Below are 14,782 nucleotides of genomic sequence, written 5' to 3'. Positions count from 1 at the left end.
CGGTGGTGCCATCGGGCATCTCGTCGCCCGGATATGTTGTTGCCGGTGGATAGAGGTGGATAACTGTCCTCGTAACAATTCTGTTGCTTGACGGTAATGCGGCAACTCGTCGACACTTGCCGCCATGTCCGAGCTGGTGGCCCTGATCGACCTCGGCTCGAACGCTGCTCGCTTCCTTTTGACACGGATCAATGAGGGCGTGGGATTCCGCATCCTGAAGGAACAGCGCGTCCAGACTCGACTCGGCAGTGGCGAGCCCGGCCGGTTGCCGCAGGCCGCGGTCGATTCCACGCTCCGCGCCGTCCATCGCTTCCTCGGCACCGTGAACAACGGCGCCCGCCCCCGCGTGGTCGCGGTGGCCACCGCCGCGGTGCGTGACGCGGCCAATCGAGAGCGGCTGCTGAATCCGCTGCGGCGCCGCGAGGGCGTGGACGTCCGCGTGCTGAGCTCGCGCCAGGAAGCGCGGCTGGGCGCGCTGGCCGCGCTGAGCGCGCATCGGATCCGCGAGGGCGCGGTGGCCGATCTCGGCGGAGGCAGCTTGCAGGTGTCACGCGTGCACGCCGGGCGGCTGATCGCCTTCGCCAGCCTCCCTCTTGGCGCCGTGCGTCTGACGCGACGCTTCCTGCACCACGACCCGCCCAGCGGCCGCGAGCTTCGCGCACTGCGCGGCGAGATCCGGGATCACGTGCTCGCCGCCCTGCCGCCCGCCGCACCCGGCGCGGACCTCATCGGTCTGGGCGGCACCGTGCGGGCGCTGGCGCGCATGCATCTGGCGCGGACATCGAAGCGACGCCGCACGCGTCACGGACTCCGCCTCTCGCAGTCGCACGTGATCGCGATCCGCCAGCGGCTCGAGGCGGTCTCGCTGCGTCGCCGTCGCCGACTGCGCGGCCTCAAGGCCGAGCGCGCCGACATCATCCTCGCCGGCGCAGTGGTGATCGAGGAATTGATGATCCTCTGCGGATATCGTAGAATGACGGTCTCCACCCTCGGGGTCCGCGACGGCATTCTCCTTCGCGAAACCTTCAACGGAAGCAGGACACCATGAGTGAGACGAATTTGATCAATCGCGAGCTCTCCTGGCTCGAGTTCAACGCCCGCGTCCTCGAGGAGGCCCAGGATCCCAGCGTGCCGCTGCTCGAGCGCGTCAAGTTCCTCGCCATCTTCAGCTCCAATCTCGACGAGTTCTTCATGGTGCGTGTCGCGGGGCTCAAGCGGCAGCTCCGCGCGGGCGACACGACGCCCGGCCCGGACGGCCTCACGCCCGCTGCCGCGCTCAGCGCCATCATGCGACGGATCCACGAGCTGGTGGACGAGCAGCACCGGTGCTTCCTGGAGGAGATCCAGCCCCTCCTCGCCGCCGAAGGTATCGCGATCATTCGGCCGAAGGAGGCGACGGACGAGCAGCGCACCTTCCTCGAGGACTATTTCCGGCGCATTCTCCACCCGATCATCACGCCGCTCGCGATCGATCCGGGGCATCCCTTCCCGCATCTCGGCAATCGCGCCCTCTGCCTGGTCGCATCCGTCCGCCCGATCGAGACCTCACCGCTCCCCCGCGCCACCCTCGCGCTCGTCCACCTACCCGCCCACGTGGTGCCGCGGTTCATCGCGCTGCCCGCCGCCCCTGGGCAGTTCGCGTTCATGCTCCTGGAGGACGTAATCCGGATGCACATGCCGTGGCTCTTCCACGGCTACGAGATCGAGTCCTGCCACGCGATCCGCGTGACTCGCGACTCGGACATCCAGCTCGAGCGCGCCCGCGCCATGGACCTCCTCGCGAGCATCGAGGCCGGGCTGCGCGGCCGCCGCATGGGCGATGCGGTGCGGCTGCAGTACGACGCCGACCTCCCCGAGTCCGTGCTGACCACCCTGCTCGATGAGCTCGAGCTCGAGCCGCAGGATCTCTACGCGGCCGCCGGCTTCGCGTCCTTTTCGGACCTCTTCGGCCTGTACTCGGCGGTGGATCTGCCCGCCCTCAAGGACCGGCCGCTCCCGCCGCGCCCCCTGCCCGCCTTCGAGGGCAGCCCGGACGTGTGGTCGGCGATCCGCGCGGGCGACATCCTCGCCCACCACCCGTATCACTCTTTCGACGCCGTCACCCACTTCGTGAGCGCGGCGGCTGAGGATCCGAAGGTCCTCGCGGTCAAGATGACGCTCTACCGGGTGAGCCCCACCTCGCCGATCGCACAGGCGCTCACCCGGGCCGCCGAGAACGGCAAGGAGGTCGCGGTGCTCGTCGAGCTGCAGGCGCGCTTCGACGAGGAGGCGAACATCCGCTGGGCGCGCGCGCTCGAGGAAGTGGGCGCGCACGTGGTGTACGGCCTGGTCGGCTACAAGACCCATTGCAAGGCATGCCTGGTCGTGCGCCAGGAGCCGGATGGCATCCGCCGGTATTGCCACCTCGCGACCGGCAACTACAACGTGCGCACCGGCGGCACCTATGCCGATCTTGGTCTCTTCACGTGCCGGGAGAGCTTCGGCGAGGACCTCACCGAGCTGTTCAACCTCCTCACCGGCTATACGCGACCGCGTAGGTTCCACCACCTCGCGGTAGCGCCCACGAGCCTGCGCGAGGGGTTGGCGAGCCGCATCCGGCGCGAGGCGGAGCACGCCCGCGCCGGGCGACCGGCCCGGATCATCGGCAAGATGAACAGCCTGGTGGATCGCGAGCTGATCGAGGAGCTCTACAAGGCGAGCTCGGCGGGGGTCCAGATCGACCTCATCGTCCGCGGCATCTGCTGCCTGCGCCCCGGCGTACCCGGTCTCTCCGACCGCATCCGCGCGATCTCCATCATCGACCGCTATCTCGAGCACGCCCGGGTCTACTACTTCCAGAACGGCAGCAACCCGGACTACCTCCTGGCCTCGGCGGACTGGATGCCGCGCAACCTCGACAATCGCGTTGAAGTGACCTTCCCGATCCTCGAGCCCGCGCTGCAGCGCCAGATCCACGAGATGCTCGAGATCCAGCTCGCCGACACCGCCAAGGCGCGGCTGATTCGCCCGGACGGGCGGTCCGAGCGCGTGATCGCCACGACCTCGCCTCCCCTGCGCTCGCAGGAGCTGCTCTACGAGCTGGCGAACGGCTCCCGTATCCGCCCGACCGGCTGAGCCGGGCCCCTAGACCGCCAGAAGCATCTCGTACCGGTGGGAACACCGCGTCCCTGGCGCACGATCACGCGATGCTCACCGGCTGCCCACGGCCCCGGGCGCCGCCAAACGCGCCCCCAGCCCACCCGCGGCGAGCAGCGCCTCCGCGAGCTCGCGGCCGTTGCTCACGCGCGGCACCTTGTGCTGATCGCCAAGCTTACCCGCCCGCTGCATCCAGTGGTGGAAGGTGCCGGCAGGCAGGGTCACGATGCGCGGCGCTACCATGCCGACATTCCGCCAGCGCTTGGTACCGTAATCGGTGTTCAGGGCGGCGAGCGCCTCGTCGAGCAGGCGCGCGAACTCCTCGGGCTCGCGAGGCGGCACGCGGAACTCCACCAGCCAGTCGTGGCTGCCCCGCGCCTCAGCCTCCGAGGGATAGCGCGGCGCCACCGTGAACTCGACCACTTCCGCCTCTGTCCGATGGCACGCGGTGGTGAGCGCGCGCTCCACCTCCTCGACGATCACGTTCTCCCCGAACGCGTTCACGAAGTGCCGCGTGCGCCCGATGATGCGGAGGCGCAGCGGGTCGCGCGCGGTGAAGCGCACGGTATCGCCCAGGAGATACGACCAGAGGCCGCCGGTCGTGCTGAGCGCGACCGCGTACGGGCGCCCGAGCTCGACGTCCGCCACCGTGTGGCGCCGGGGCCGGTCCAAGCCCACGTCCTCCACGGGCACGAACTCGTAGAAGATGTCGTGGTCGAGGGTCAGGGTCAGGCCGTCCCGCGACTCCGTCTGCATCGCGACCCAGCCCTCGGACGCCGGATACACCTCGAGACGCTCGAGCGGGCGGCCCAGCCACTCCGCCAGCACGCTCGCGTAGGGCCCGAAGGACACCCCGCCGTGGACGAAGATGCGGAGCTCGGGCCAGCACTGCCGCATGTCGCGCACGGGTCGGCCCTCCAGGTCGCGCACCCGGGCGATGCGCTCGAACAGCACGAGCATCCAGGATGGCATGCCCGCGAGGAGGCGCACGTCCTGCCAGGCGACCTGCCGTGCGACCGCCTCGACCCGTGTCTCCCAGTCCTGGATCGCCGCCGCAGGGCCCGGCGCGTAGCGCTCGCGAAGCACCGGCGGGAGTCGCCGCACCGTGAGCCCCGAGAGGTCGCCGACCACGCTGCGCTCGCCGAGGGGCTTGAGGGTGGTGCTGCCGCCGAGGAAGAGCATCGGGCCGCCGAGCAGCGGCTCCGCGCCCACACGCTCCGCCGCGAGGAGCAGGGCGTCCCAGCCGCCGCGGCGGTGGGCGGAGAGCGCCTCCCGCGTGACCGGGATCAGCTTGTCGCCGGCGGTGGTCCCGGACGTCTTCACCCAGTGGCGCACCTCGCCGGGCCACGTCACATCCCGCACGCCCCACACCGCGCGCGCCCACAGGGACTGGAGGCCCAGATAGTCGCGCAGCGGCACTCGCTCCTGATACTCCGCCACCGAGCGGATCGCCGCGAAGCCGTGAGCGAGGCCGAACTCGGTGTCGCGCGCGGCGGTGACGAGACTCAGCAACCGCTCCTCCTGCACGCCGCCCGGCCGCCGCCACGCCCGCTCGAGCGACCGCCGGCGCCGCGCGGCCCACCAGTCCAGCACCCTCGCCGCCGCGCGCGCCATCATCGCGCGGACCCCAGGGAGGCCGACTCCATCGCCAGCACGGGCGTCGCGCGCCGGTCGCGTGAAGCCTTGAGCCACCAGGCGACCGCGGCGGAGAACGGACCCGGCCCCTCGAGCATCGGCGCGTGGCCGCACGACGAGAGGTAGAGGAGCTCCGCGTCGGGGATGAGCTGTTGGAAGCGCTCGGCCACCTCGGGTGGCGTGATGCGATCCTCCCGGCCCCACACGAGCAGGGTCGGCGGCCGCAACTCGTGGAGGCGTGCCCCGACGTTGTCGCGCCGTGCGGCGCGGGCCAAGCGCAGGACGCGCATCGCGGAGGTTGGCGCGGTCACCAGCCGCCGCACCGACTCGACCCACTCCGGCGTCACGAGCTCGGGGTCGTAGAAGATCTCCTCCATCTTCTCGCGCACGAACGCCTTGCTCGGGCGGTGCGGCACCCCGCGCGTGAAGCTCCGCTCGAAGAGCCCCGACGAGCCGGTGAGCACGAGGCCGGACACGCGCTCGGGGGCAGCCAGGGCCACGCGAAGGGCTACGTGACCGCCGAGGGAGTTCCCGCCGAGGATCAGGCGCGGGATCTCCAGGGCATCCAGGAAGCCGCGCACGTGATCCGCGAGGGCTTCGATGGTGGGCTCCGGCAGCCAGGGCTCGAACATCGGGAGCGAGAGCGCCATGGGACGGCAGGACGCGCTGAGGCGGTCGAGCGTGGCGTCCCAGTCGTGCATGCGCCCGAAGAGCCCGTGGAGGAACAGCACCGGCTCGCCCTCACCGCGCTCCAGCCAACGAAAGTTGCAGTCGCCGTGGTCGCTCACAGGGCTCTCCTTTGCGCGCTCTGGCGCAAAAACTTGATGAGAGAACGCGACTGATAGTGGACGTGGCGACTCGTCGTGGTCCGTGATGGCCAACACGTCGACGCGTCCCGCCGCGGCCGCGACCACCGCTTCCGGGCGCTGCGGCCCGTCGCTCCACCACGTGTGCACGTGCAGATCGGCTCGCCCCTGCCGCTCGACATGGAGTGCGCTCATTGCGTTCAGCGTCCCACGGGGGATGTGAACGCCGTACCGCTCCGCGAGTGAAGTTTCAGTGACGGGTGTCGTCGTCCCGTCACGGCGGCGTCATCACCGTGCGACAGGGGCTGGGCCTGCCCGTGCTGCTGGGCGTGGCGGTGTTCGCGGCGGGCCTCGGGGGCTATTTCCAGTGATCCCCCCGCTGAGAGGCCGCGTTCAGACGGCGAGCGTCGGCTCCGCCGCGGGCAGGGTGACGCGCACCCGGGTGCCCTCACCCAACCGGCTTTCGATCACGAGAGTGCCCCCGTGGGCGGCGACCAGATGCTTGACGATGGCGAGGCCGAGGCCGGTGCCGCCCAGCTCGCGCGAGCGCGCCTTGTCCACCCGGTAGAAGCGCTCGGTGACACGGGGGAGGTCGGCGGGCGGAATGCCGACGCCCGTGTCGGCCACCGTCACCTCCACGAGCCCGACTCCCGCCGCACCTTCCACGGTCACGCGACCGCCCCCGGGCGTGTACTTCACGGCGTTGTCGACCAGGTTGATGAGGATCTGCGCCAGCCGGTCGCGATCCGCGTGCACCGCGGGCATGTGATCGGGCAGCCGCGCCTCCAGCCGCACCCCGCCCGCATCGGCCTTGGCGCGGATGATGTCGAGGGTCCCCTCCACGACCTCGGCAAGGTCGACCGGCCCTCGGTGTAGCGCCACACGTCCGAGCTCGATGTTGGAGAGGTCGGTGAGATCGTTGAGCAGCCGGCCGAGCCGCTCCGTGTGCCGGAACACCACCTCGAGGAAGCGCCGGGCATGCGCCGGATCCTCCATCGCGCCCCCCAGCAGGGTCTCGAGATAGCCCTGGATGGCGGTGAGCGGGGTCCGGAGCTCGTGGGAGACATTCGCGACGAACTCCGTGCGGACCTGCTCGAGCTGTCGCAGCGCCGTGATGTCGTGGAGCACCATGGCCACGCCGGTCTCGCCGGGGCCGAGCCGCAACGGCACCGCGTGCACCTGCAGGATGCGCTCGACCGGCGTGCTCAGACGCAGCTCCCGCCGCACCGCCGCCGCGTCCCCCGTATCGTCCGCGCCCGCAGCCCGTCCCTCGCGGAAGACGGTGTGGAGGTCCGCGTTGCGGATGACCTCGAGGAATGGCTTGCGCTCCACACGTCCACTCTCCAGATTGAACATCGCCCGCGCGCGCTCGTTCATGAGCAGGATGTGGTCATGGCCGTCCACCGCGATCACGCCCTCGACCATCCCGTCGAGGATGGCGGTGGCCTTGGCCTGCTCCTGGGCGAGGTCCTGGATCTTCTCGCGGAGCCGCGCGGCCAGCACGTTGAGCGAGCGGCCGAGGGTACCGATCTCATCCGGAGAGCGCACGGGCGCGCGCACGGCGAAGCTGCCCTCGCTGAGCTGGCGAGCGATCGCCTGCATCTCCACCACGGGCCGCGTCACGCGCCCGGACACGAAGAGGCCGATGCCGAGCGCCACCGTGAGGGCGACCAGCCCGCCCACCAGCATCACGCGATGCACGCTCTCGTACGACGCGGTGACTTCCGACAGCGGCACGGCGAGGCGCAGCACGCCGACGAGCCGGTCGCCTTGGCGCACGGGCATGGCGACGTAGAGGAGCGGCGCGTCGAGCGTCGCGCTGGTGCGGAGATCGCGCCCCACCCGCCCCGCCAGGGCCGCGCGCACCTCGGGACGATCGGCGTGATTCTCCATCGCCGCCACGCCGCCCGGCGCGGCGCCCGACTCGGCGAGCACCCGGCCGTCGGGCGCGATCACCGTCACGCGTGCCCCCGTGGTCCGCCCGGCGCGGGTCGCGAAGGCCTGTATGCTCGGCGCGCCCGCGTCCGCCGGGAGCTGGGCGCACGTCTCGTCGTGAAGGACGCGGCCCACCGCGGCCAGCCGCGCCTCGAGGGAATCGGCGGCAAACCCCTCCAGGGCGCGGTTCACGTAGAGGCCGGCGGCCAGGGCGGCGATGCCGGTGAAACCCACCAGGGTGAGGGTCAGCTTCAGCGCGATGCGCCGCCGGAGGAACAGGATGAGCGCGCGCACGGTCAGGAGTCCGGGTCCAGACGATAGCCCACGTTCTTCACGGTGAGGATCCGCTCGCCCTCCGCGCCCAGCTTGGCGCGGAGCCGGCGAACGTGCACGTCCACCGTTCGCGACTCGATCTCCCCCGCCCGCGCATACCCCCACACCCGGTCGAGCAGGAATTCCCGCGATAGCACGCGCCCGCGCGCTTCCAGGAGCGCGCGAAGGAGGTCGAACTCCTTCGGGGTGAGGCTCAGCGGCCGACCGCCCGCAACGGCCTGATGGGTGGCTCCGTCGAGCTGGATGTCGCCCACCACCAGCGGCGCACCCGCCGCCGGCGCCCGCGAGCGCCGTAACACCGCGCGCACGCGCGCGATCAGCTCCTTCGGCGAGAAGGGCTTCACGATGTAGTCGTCGGCGCCGATCTCGAGGCCCACGACTCGATCCACCTCGTCGCCCTTGGCGGTGAGCATGATGATGGGCAGCGTCGCGGTCGCCGCGTCCGCGCGCAGGCGGCGGCACACCTCGAGCCCGTCCATCTCCGGTAGCATGAGATCGAGGATGACGAGGTCCGGCGGGGTGAGATGCACCTGGCGTAGCGCCTCCATCCCCGCGCCGACGCGCACGACCTGAAAGCCGTCGCGCTCGAGGTGGAAGGTCAGCAGGTCCCGGATGTCCGGTTCGTCTTCGACGATCAGCACCCGGCTCGCCATGCCGGGATCATCCTACCAGCGTGGGCCTACCAGCGGCGTGTCTCGCCGATCTTCAGGATCCAGGCGCGCTCGGGTCCGATGCCCCGCCGGGCGGTCTCCGCGAGCATGCGCTCGGGCGGCTCGCCGAGCGGCTCCTCGGCGAGGTCGAACGTCCCCCAGTGCATGCCGAGCGTGACGCGCGCTCCGACGTCCTGCGCGGCCTGCACCGCCTGCTCGGGCGTCATGTGAACCGAGCGCATGATCTCGGGTGGGATGTATGCGCCGATCGCCACCGCGGCCAGGTCGAACGGGCCAAACCGCGCGCCGATCTCCTTGAACTGGTCGAAGTACCCGGTGTCGCCGGTGAAGTAGAAGCGGCGCGACGGACCCAGCACCGCCCACGTGGCCCAGAGCCGCTGGTTCTGATCCCAGGGGGTGCGCTGCGAAAAGTGCTGGGCGGGAGTGCACACGAAGCTCACGCCCCGATGCTCCACCCGCCCCCACCAGTCGCGCTCCTCGACCCGCGTGACGCCGCGCTCCGCCAGCCATGCCTTGAGGCCGAGCGGTACGACGAACAGCGGTTCGTAGGCCTTCGCGAGCCGCTGCACGGTGGGCAGATCCAGGTGATCGTAGTGATCGTGGGACAGCACCACCACGTCCACCCGTGGCAGACTCTCGAACGGCAGCCCGGGCGGGACCAGCCGCTTCGGGCCCGCCCAGGAAAACGGGCTAGCCCGCTCGCTCCAGGTGGGATCGGTGAGGATCGTGACACCGTCGAGGCGGATCAGCAGGCTCGCATGCCCGATCCAGGTGATGATGGGCTCGGCGCCCGCCCAAAGCGCTTGCCCTGCCGCGAGCCCCTCGGCACTCTCCCGTGGCGTGTCGAAGGTGCGCGGCGAGACGAGGCTTTGCCAGCTACGGCTCGCAAGGAACTTGATCCGCCTCCAGCCCTCGGCACGGTGGAAGTCGGGGGCGGTGTTCCGGAAGCCGCCCTTGGCGTGATGCGGTGGCTCGCCCGGGACGGGCTCCGAGGGCAGGCCGGCGCATCCCGAGAGTACGATGAGGAGGAGCGCAGCGGACCCGAAGGCCGGCGGAAGGGACGCGGACGGACGCACGAGGAGCCAGTGTACCCCGCCCCCCGCCGCACGACCAGACGGCCGGAGGTTAGGCCAGCGTCTCGTTCCGGGTGGAGGCGTGCGGCAGGAGGCCGAGCACCCGGAGCCGCTTGCGCAAGGTATTGCGATTGATGCCCAGCAGGCGCGCCGCCCTGAGCTGATTGCCGCCCGAGAGATCGAGCACGTGGCGGAGCAGCGGCAGCTCCAGCCGCATCATGACCGCCCGATACAGGCGCCCCCGCTCGGCGGTGACCTGCTCGCGCACGAGCGCCGGCAAGGCGTTCAGCACCAGACGCTCGAGCTCGGTCTCCAGCTGCTTTCCGTCCATGACCCTGACTCCTTGCCCGCCGACGCCCGGGCGATGACCCAGGTGGCAGCAAGCCGTATGCCGGAGGCCATGGCGAAGGAAATCAAAGGCTTGAGTGGGTCGGCTCCGGAGCCGAGCATGCGCGCTGCCCAGAAGATCAGCAGCCAGCCTGCGCCTTGAGCAACGCGGTCAGGGCGCCGGGGTCAGCCAGGAGACGTGGGCGCTCACGACCTTCCAGCCCTTGTCGGTCCGCACCCAGGTCTGGCTCTGACGCCCCTCGCGGCCCGAGTCGACCCGCTGGAACTCGGTGTTCGTGGTCGCGAAGTCGCGGCCGAATGTCGTGATCAGCGTGTGCTTGAGCTCGCGGCGCAGGTCGGTGTTGCCCCGGCTGAGGCGCGACCGCGCGATCGCGTCCGGGCCGTACCCGTTGTCGTGGAGGGCGAAGCGAATCACCAGCGGATGATCCCAGAACGATGCTTCCAGCACGGGAATGTCGTTGGTGGTGAGCGCCGCCTCGTAGCGGCGAAAAGCCTGCGTCACCTCGGCGACGACCTCGGGGAGATTGATCTCCATGCCGATCCTTTCGGGAGGGGGAGCTCAGGCGATGCGCGCCGCGATCACGCCCTCGGCTTCCAGATAGGCGGCTACGCGCAGCAACGCCGCCTCGCGGAAGGGCGCCGCCACGAGCTGCACCCCCAGCGGCAGACGGCCCGGCGCGCGCGCCATCGGGACCGAGATCACGGGCAGGCCGATGAACGACAGCGGCTGGGTGTAGAGGCCGAGCGTGGTCCGCGCCGGCACCTCATGACCCGCGACCGTGATGCGCTCCTGTCCGATGCGCGGCGCGGGAAACGGCGTGGTGGGGGCGAGCACCACGTCGACCTGGTTGAAGAGGAGGCGGACCGCGGCGCGATACCAGGCCCGGAAGCGCTGCGCGGCCACGTACGCGGTCGCGGGGACGAGCGCCCCGGCCAGGAAGCGATCGCGCGTCATGGGATCGAAGTCGTCCGGACGCGTCCGGAGATCGGGCACGTGGAGCTGGGCGCCCTCGGCCGAGGTGATGATCAAGGCGGCGGCCCGGGCCCGATGCGGCTCGGGCAGTGTCACGGTCTCGCGCGCCCCGAGCGCCCGCGCGACCTCCCCGACCGCGGCGAGCGCCTCGGGCTCGCCGCCCCGCGCGAAGTGCTCGCCCGCCACCGCGATGCGGAGCCCGGCGATCCCCTGCGTCCACCCCTGCCCCACAGGCTCCACGGGACGACGGCTCGCCGCTGGATCCGCCGCGTCGGGGCCCTGCAGCACGTCGAAGGCGGCGGCGAGATCACGCGTCGAGCGCGCCAGCGGGCCCACGTGGTCGAAGGAGCCTGCGAAGAGCGCGGTGCCACGCCGCGACACACGCCCGTACGTCGGCTTGAGCCCGAACACGCCGCACAGCGCCGCCGGCACCCGGATCGACCCATTCGTGTCGGAGCCGAGCGTGAGCGGCACCAGGCCGGCAGCGACCGCGGCCCCCGAGCCGCCCGACGACCCGCCGGCGACGCGGTCGCGGTCGTGAGGATTCCGCGTGGGACCGTAGTGGGTGTTCTGGGTCGTGAATCCGAACGCGTACTCGTCCATGTTGAGCGCGCCGACGAGGACGGCGCCTGCCCGGCGGAGCGCGGCCACGCATGCGGCGTCGCGCGAGGCCGGCGGGCGTTCGGCGTTGATCCGCGAGCCCGCCAGCGTCGTGAGCCCCTCCACGTCGAAGAGGTTCTTCACGGCGACGGGCACCCCGGCGAGCGGGCCGGGATCCTCGCCGCGGGCCAGGGCGGCGTCGACCGCCGCCGCGTCGCGGCGCGCGCGGTCCGCCAGCACGGCGGTGAAGCAGTTCAGCGCGGGGTCACGCGCGGCGATCCGCGCGAGCGCGCGCGCCGCGACCTCGGCCGCGGATGCGCGACGCGCCCGCACCGCCTCGGCCACGCCGACGGCGTCACTCGCCTCCAGGCTCGCCGCGCTCATGGCTCGAAGACGGGCGCAGCTTCCCCATCCTCGGGCAGCGGGAAGTCGAGCACGAGGGCAGCGGCGGCGAGCAGGATCGCGAGGTGCTGCGCGACGGCGGGCATTCGCTCGGCCGGGAGCGGGAGGCCGATGGCCGCGGCGGCGCGCTCGGCATACGCGCGGGCCTCCTCGGGATCGGGCGCCGGGTAGCTCATCGGCGCCATCCTCACCCGATTGTCAGAGCTTGCGCAACCGCAACGGCGGGCGGTCGAACAGGGCGCGGCGCCCCGTCGCCCACAGCGCCTCTGCCGCCTCGGTGAGCGCGGGCGCGGAGGGCGCGGCCACGCGCACGAGCGCGCCCGCGCGGCCGAGCACCGCGGCCCCGCCCCGGACCGGGGTGCGACCACGGGGCAGCGCATCGTCCAGCGCGCCCGCGATCGGGCCCCACACCGCTCGCCCCGATTCCACGGCCACGAACACCCCGAGGTACGGCATGCCCTCGGCGCCGCCCAGCCCGTCCCAGAGCCCGCGCCCATCGAGCCGTGCGCGCTCGTGGAGGATCGGCCCCCCCGCGTCGCGGACGTCCAGACGCAGATCCAGCTCGGCGAAGGTCCAGGCCTCGCCACGCGCGGGGCGGCCGACGGACCAGGCGTCCCAGATCAGCGCCGCGCCACCGGCTTCGAGGACGATGTCGGTCTCCTGCCGCAGGCGGGAGCCGGGTGACGGGATCAGGTGATCGGGCACGTATTCGAGCCGCGCGCCCACGGCCACGGTGGCGACGACGCGCTGTCGCGCCGGCTCCCCCAGGCTCCGATACACCCGCGTGGCCGAGGGCGTGGTCAGACAGGCGTGGGCACCCGCCCCCACCCGCACGCGGGTCTCCAGACGATCGCCGCCCAGCACGCCGCCGGTGGGATTGAGGAGCATGAGCGCGGCCACGCCGTCCTCCAGCTCCATGCACTCGAGCGCCTGGAGCGGGAGAGCGTAGCGCCGCTCGGCGAGCACGGTACGGCCGCCGCGCCGCTCGAACCCCAGCACGAGCAGCCCATCGCGGCCGATGCGCCGCGCGACCTCTCCGGCGCTGTCAGCCCTCGAAGAGGAGCTCGCGCCGGATCCAATCGGCCACGGCCTGCGCGCCGTCACCGTCGCGAAGATTCGTGAAGACAAACGGCCGGTCTCCTCTCATGCGCTTGGCGTCACGCTCCATCACCGCGAGATCGGCGCCCACGTACGGGGCCAGGTCGATCTTGTTGATGACGAGCAGGTCGGACCGCGTGATGCCCGGGCCGCCCTTCCGCGGGATCTTGTCCCCCTCGGCGACGTCGATCACGTAGATGGTCGCGTCCACGAGCTCAGGGCTGAACGTGGCGGCGAGGTTGTCCCCGCCGCTCTCGACGAGGAGGAGCTCGAGGCCGGGAAACCGGCCGACGAGCTGATGCACGGCCTCGAGGTTTACCGAGGCGTCCTCGCGGATCGCGGTGTGGGGACAGCCTCCGGTTTCCACTCCAATGACCCGCTCGGCGGCCAGCGCGCCGCGCCGGATGAGGAACTGCGCGTCCTCCTGCGTGTAGATGTCGTTGGTGATCACCGCCATGTCGTAGCGGTCGCGCAGGAGGCGCGAGAGCCGCTCCACCAGTGCCGTCTTGCCCGAGCCGACCGGCCCGCCGACGCCGATTTTCAGCGGGCGCGGCAGCGCACGCGGCGTCGTCGACGCGCTCATGAGCGGAAGAGCCTCGCGTCCAGCCGCTCGTGGGCGAGGCTCGCCAGCTCGAGGCCGGGCGCCCAGCTCCACATGTCGTCGGGATCGCGCGCCGCCGCTTCGGCGGCCAGGCGGCCGATCAGCGGGTGGAGCCGCCAGAGCACGCGCTGGCCCTCGAGCTGGCCGAGGCGCATGAGGCGGAGGGCGGCGCCGACCAGCAGCGACGTCGCGGAATAGAGATAGCCCGTGGCCGCGGCCTCGGCCCCCACCCCCAGCGCCCCCGCGGCCATGCCGAAGGCCACGCCGTGATGCCCGGGGGCCTCACCCGCGTCGACCGCGGCCGCGTAGGCGCCGAGCCCTGCGTCGCCGGTCAGCGCCCGGGCCACGCGCAGGGTCTGGCGGCCCATCTGACGGCTGGCCTCCCGCAGCTCGCGAGCCGGCTTCATCGCCTCGAGCCGCGCGTCGAGCGCGCGGCACGCTCCGAGATCGCGGGCGGCAAATGCGCGCAGCGCCGCCACCGCGGCGGTGGCGTCGGCCGGCCCGGCCGCGCCCTCGAGGTGCATGGTGAGGAAGGCCGCCAGCCCCTCGGCGTCGGCGACGCGGCCGTCCTGGCAATACGTCTCGAGCCCGAGCGAGTGCGCATAGCCGCCCGTCGGGAACGCGGTGTCGGCCAGATGCAGGAGCGGCAGCAGCGCGGGATCAGGCATGGGAGTGCTCGTGCCCGTGATCCAGGTGCGAGTGGCCGTCCAGCGGGCTCCGCCCGGGCTCGTGGCGGTGGCCACCACCGCCGATGGGATCGTACACCGCGGTGCGCCGCTCCCAGGCCACGCCGAGCCGCTGGACGAGCTGCTCCATCGCGGTGTCGTCCGGCACCAGGATGACGTCCCCGTCCAAAGCGAGCGAGAAGTGCCGGTTGCCCACGTCGAAGGCCACGCGAATGGCCTCGGCGCGGTCGCGCGGCGCGATCGCCAGCACCGGCTCGGGACGTCCCTCCACCACGAGGTACCAGCCCGACTCGATCGCGATCACGTCGCCCGGCTGCAGCACGCTGCCGGTCGGCAGGGCGAGCGCCACCTCGCGGCCGGCACCCGTCAGCACGCGCTTGCGGGTCCAGCGCCGCTCCTCCCAGGTGAGACAGAGCGTGTCGCGCTCGCGTCCCCGCAGGGCCTCATCGGAGACGTGCAGGTGGGGCTCGGTGATCACGACCAAGC

General features: G+C 71.9%; 15 protein-coding genes. 2 read left to right on the top strand and 13 right to left on the bottom strand.

Annotation, left to right across the window (positions count from 1 at the left end):
• The first annotated feature begins 124 nt into the window (after positions 1-124).
• On the top strand, positions 125-1,048 hold the full coding sequence (locus tag VFX14_08500; protein HEU5189715.1) for a hypothetical protein: 924 nt from the start codon (positions 125-127) through the stop codon (positions 1,046-1,048).
• Positions 1,045-3,114 (top strand): polyphosphate kinase 1, encoded by a 2,070-nt coding sequence (gene ppk1 / locus VFX14_08495; protein HEU5189714.1) that lies wholly within the window; start codon positions 1,045-1,047, stop codon positions 3,112-3,114. Before VFX14_08500 ends, ppk1 begins: the two co-directional genes overlap by 4 nt.
• A 75-nt stretch (positions 3,115-3,189) precedes the next feature.
• On the opposite strand, the gene VFX14_08490 is transcribed toward ppk1, so the two are convergent.
• The 13 genes from VFX14_08490 to VFX14_08430 all read right to left on the bottom strand — a co-directional run bounded on the left by VFX14_08490 (position 3,190) and on the right by VFX14_08430 (position 14,774).
• On the bottom strand, positions 3,190-4,752 hold the full coding sequence (locus VFX14_08490) for a GH3 auxin-responsive promoter family protein (protein ID HEU5189713.1): 1,563 nt from the start codon (positions 4,750-4,752) through the stop codon (positions 3,190-3,192).
• Positions 4,749-5,558 carry an alpha/beta fold hydrolase gene (locus VFX14_08485; GenBank protein ID HEU5189712.1) on the bottom strand — a complete coding sequence of 270 codons (810 nt, stop codon included), beginning with the start codon at positions 5,556-5,558 and terminating at the stop codon, positions 4,749-4,751. The genes VFX14_08490 and VFX14_08485 overlap by 4 nt, the downstream gene beginning before the upstream one ends.
• A gap of 411 nt (positions 5,559-5,969) precedes the next feature.
• A complete protein-coding gene (locus VFX14_08480; protein ID HEU5189711.1) occupies positions 5,970-7,805 on the bottom strand; it encodes an ATP-binding protein in 1,836 nt (611 codons plus the stop codon).
• A 2-nt stretch (positions 7,806-7,807) separates the two neighbouring features.
• Positions 7,808-8,497 (bottom strand): response regulator, encoded by a 690-nt coding sequence (locus VFX14_08475; protein HEU5189710.1) that lies wholly within the window; start codon positions 8,495-8,497, stop codon positions 7,808-7,810.
• Positions 8,498-8,523: 26 nt separating this feature from the next.
• Positions 8,524-9,591 (bottom strand): MBL fold metallo-hydrolase, encoded by a 1,068-nt coding sequence (locus VFX14_08470; GenBank protein HEU5189709.1) that lies wholly within the window; start codon positions 9,589-9,591, stop codon positions 8,524-8,526.
• A 49-nt stretch (positions 9,592-9,640) separates the two neighbouring features.
• Positions 9,641-9,919 (bottom strand): helix-turn-helix domain-containing protein, encoded by a 279-nt coding sequence (locus VFX14_08465; protein ID HEU5189708.1) that lies wholly within the window; start codon positions 9,917-9,919, stop codon positions 9,641-9,643.
• Positions 9,920-10,087: 168 nt separating this feature from the next.
• Complete coding sequence (gene hpxZ / locus VFX14_08460) at positions 10,088-10,471, bottom strand: oxalurate catabolism protein HpxZ (protein ID HEU5189707.1); 384 nt, start codon at positions 10,469-10,471, stop codon at positions 10,088-10,090.
• 24 nt (positions 10,472-10,495) lie between these two features.
• The gene (locus tag VFX14_08455) at positions 10,496-11,893 is read right to left on the bottom strand and encodes an AtzE family amidohydrolase (GenBank protein ID HEU5189706.1); all 1,398 of its coding nucleotides are present in this window, start codon (positions 11,891-11,893) and stop codon (positions 10,496-10,498) included.
• Positions 11,890-12,087 (bottom strand): AtzG-like protein, encoded by a 198-nt coding sequence (locus VFX14_08450; GenBank protein ID HEU5189705.1) that lies wholly within the window; start codon positions 12,085-12,087, stop codon positions 11,890-11,892. Before VFX14_08450 ends, VFX14_08455 begins: the two co-directional genes overlap by 4 nt.
• Before the next feature lie 22 nt (positions 12,088-12,109).
• Positions 12,110-12,910 (bottom strand): urease accessory protein UreD, encoded by an 801-nt coding sequence (locus VFX14_08445; GenBank protein HEU5189704.1) that lies wholly within the window; start codon positions 12,908-12,910, stop codon positions 12,110-12,112.
• 46 nt (positions 12,911-12,956) lie between these two features.
• Positions 12,957-13,592, bottom strand: coding sequence for an urease accessory protein UreG (gene ureG, locus VFX14_08440; protein ID HEU5189703.1), 636 nt, complete (start codon positions 13,590-13,592; stop codon positions 12,957-12,959).
• Complete coding sequence (locus VFX14_08435; protein HEU5189702.1) at positions 13,589-14,278, bottom strand: urease accessory protein UreF; 690 nt, start codon at positions 14,276-14,278, stop codon at positions 13,589-13,591. Before VFX14_08435 ends, ureG begins: the two co-directional genes overlap by 4 nt.
• Positions 14,271-14,774, bottom strand: coding sequence for an urease accessory protein UreE (locus VFX14_08430; GenBank protein HEU5189701.1), 504 nt, complete (start codon positions 14,772-14,774; stop codon positions 14,271-14,273). The genes VFX14_08435 and VFX14_08430 overlap by 8 nt, the downstream gene beginning before the upstream one ends.
• Positions 14,775-14,782: the final 8 nt, after the last annotated feature.

Source organism: Candidatus Methylomirabilota bacterium (genome assembly GCA_035764725.1).
Classification (GTDB): Bacteria; Methylomirabilota; Methylomirabilia; order Rokubacteriales; family CSP1-6; genus DASRWT01.
Note: the sequence above shows the minus strand (reverse complement) of the source record. Positions and strands in the feature narration are given on the sequence as shown.

Coding starts and splice junctions, on each gene's coding strand:
- VFX14_08490 (HEU5189713.1), bottom strand. CDS start 4,752: ATGATGGCGCGCGCGGCGGCGAGGGTGCTGGACTGGTGGGCCGCGCGG.
- VFX14_08455 (HEU5189706.1), bottom strand. CDS start 11,893: ATGAGCGCGGCGAGCCTGGAGGCGAGTGACGCCGTCGGCGTGGCCGAG.
- VFX14_08465 (HEU5189708.1), bottom strand. CDS start 9,919: ATGGACGGAAAGCAGCTGGAGACCGAGCTCGAGCGTCTGGTGCTGAAC.
- hpxZ (HEU5189707.1), bottom strand. CDS start 10,471: ATGGAGATCAATCTCCCCGAGGTCGTCGCCGAGGTGACGCAGGCTTTT.
- ppk1 (HEU5189714.1), top strand. CDS start 1,045: ATGAGTGAGACGAATTTGATCAATCGCGAGCTCTCCTGGCTCGAGTTC.
- VFX14_08450 (HEU5189705.1), bottom strand. CDS start 12,087: ATGAGCTACCCGGCGCCCGATCCCGAGGAGGCCCGCGCGTATGCCGAG.
- VFX14_08475 (HEU5189710.1), bottom strand. CDS start 8,497: ATGGCGAGCCGGGTGCTGATCGTCGAAGACGAACCGGACATCCGGGAC.
- VFX14_08435 (HEU5189702.1), bottom strand. CDS start 14,278: ATGCCTGATCCCGCGCTGCTGCCGCTCCTGCATCTGGCCGACACCGCG.
- ureG (HEU5189703.1), bottom strand. CDS start 13,592: ATGAGCGCGTCGACGACGCCGCGTGCGCTGCCGCGCCCGCTGAAAATC.
- VFX14_08500 (HEU5189715.1), top strand. CDS start 125: ATGTCCGAGCTGGTGGCCCTGATCGACCTCGGCTCGAACGCTGCTCGC.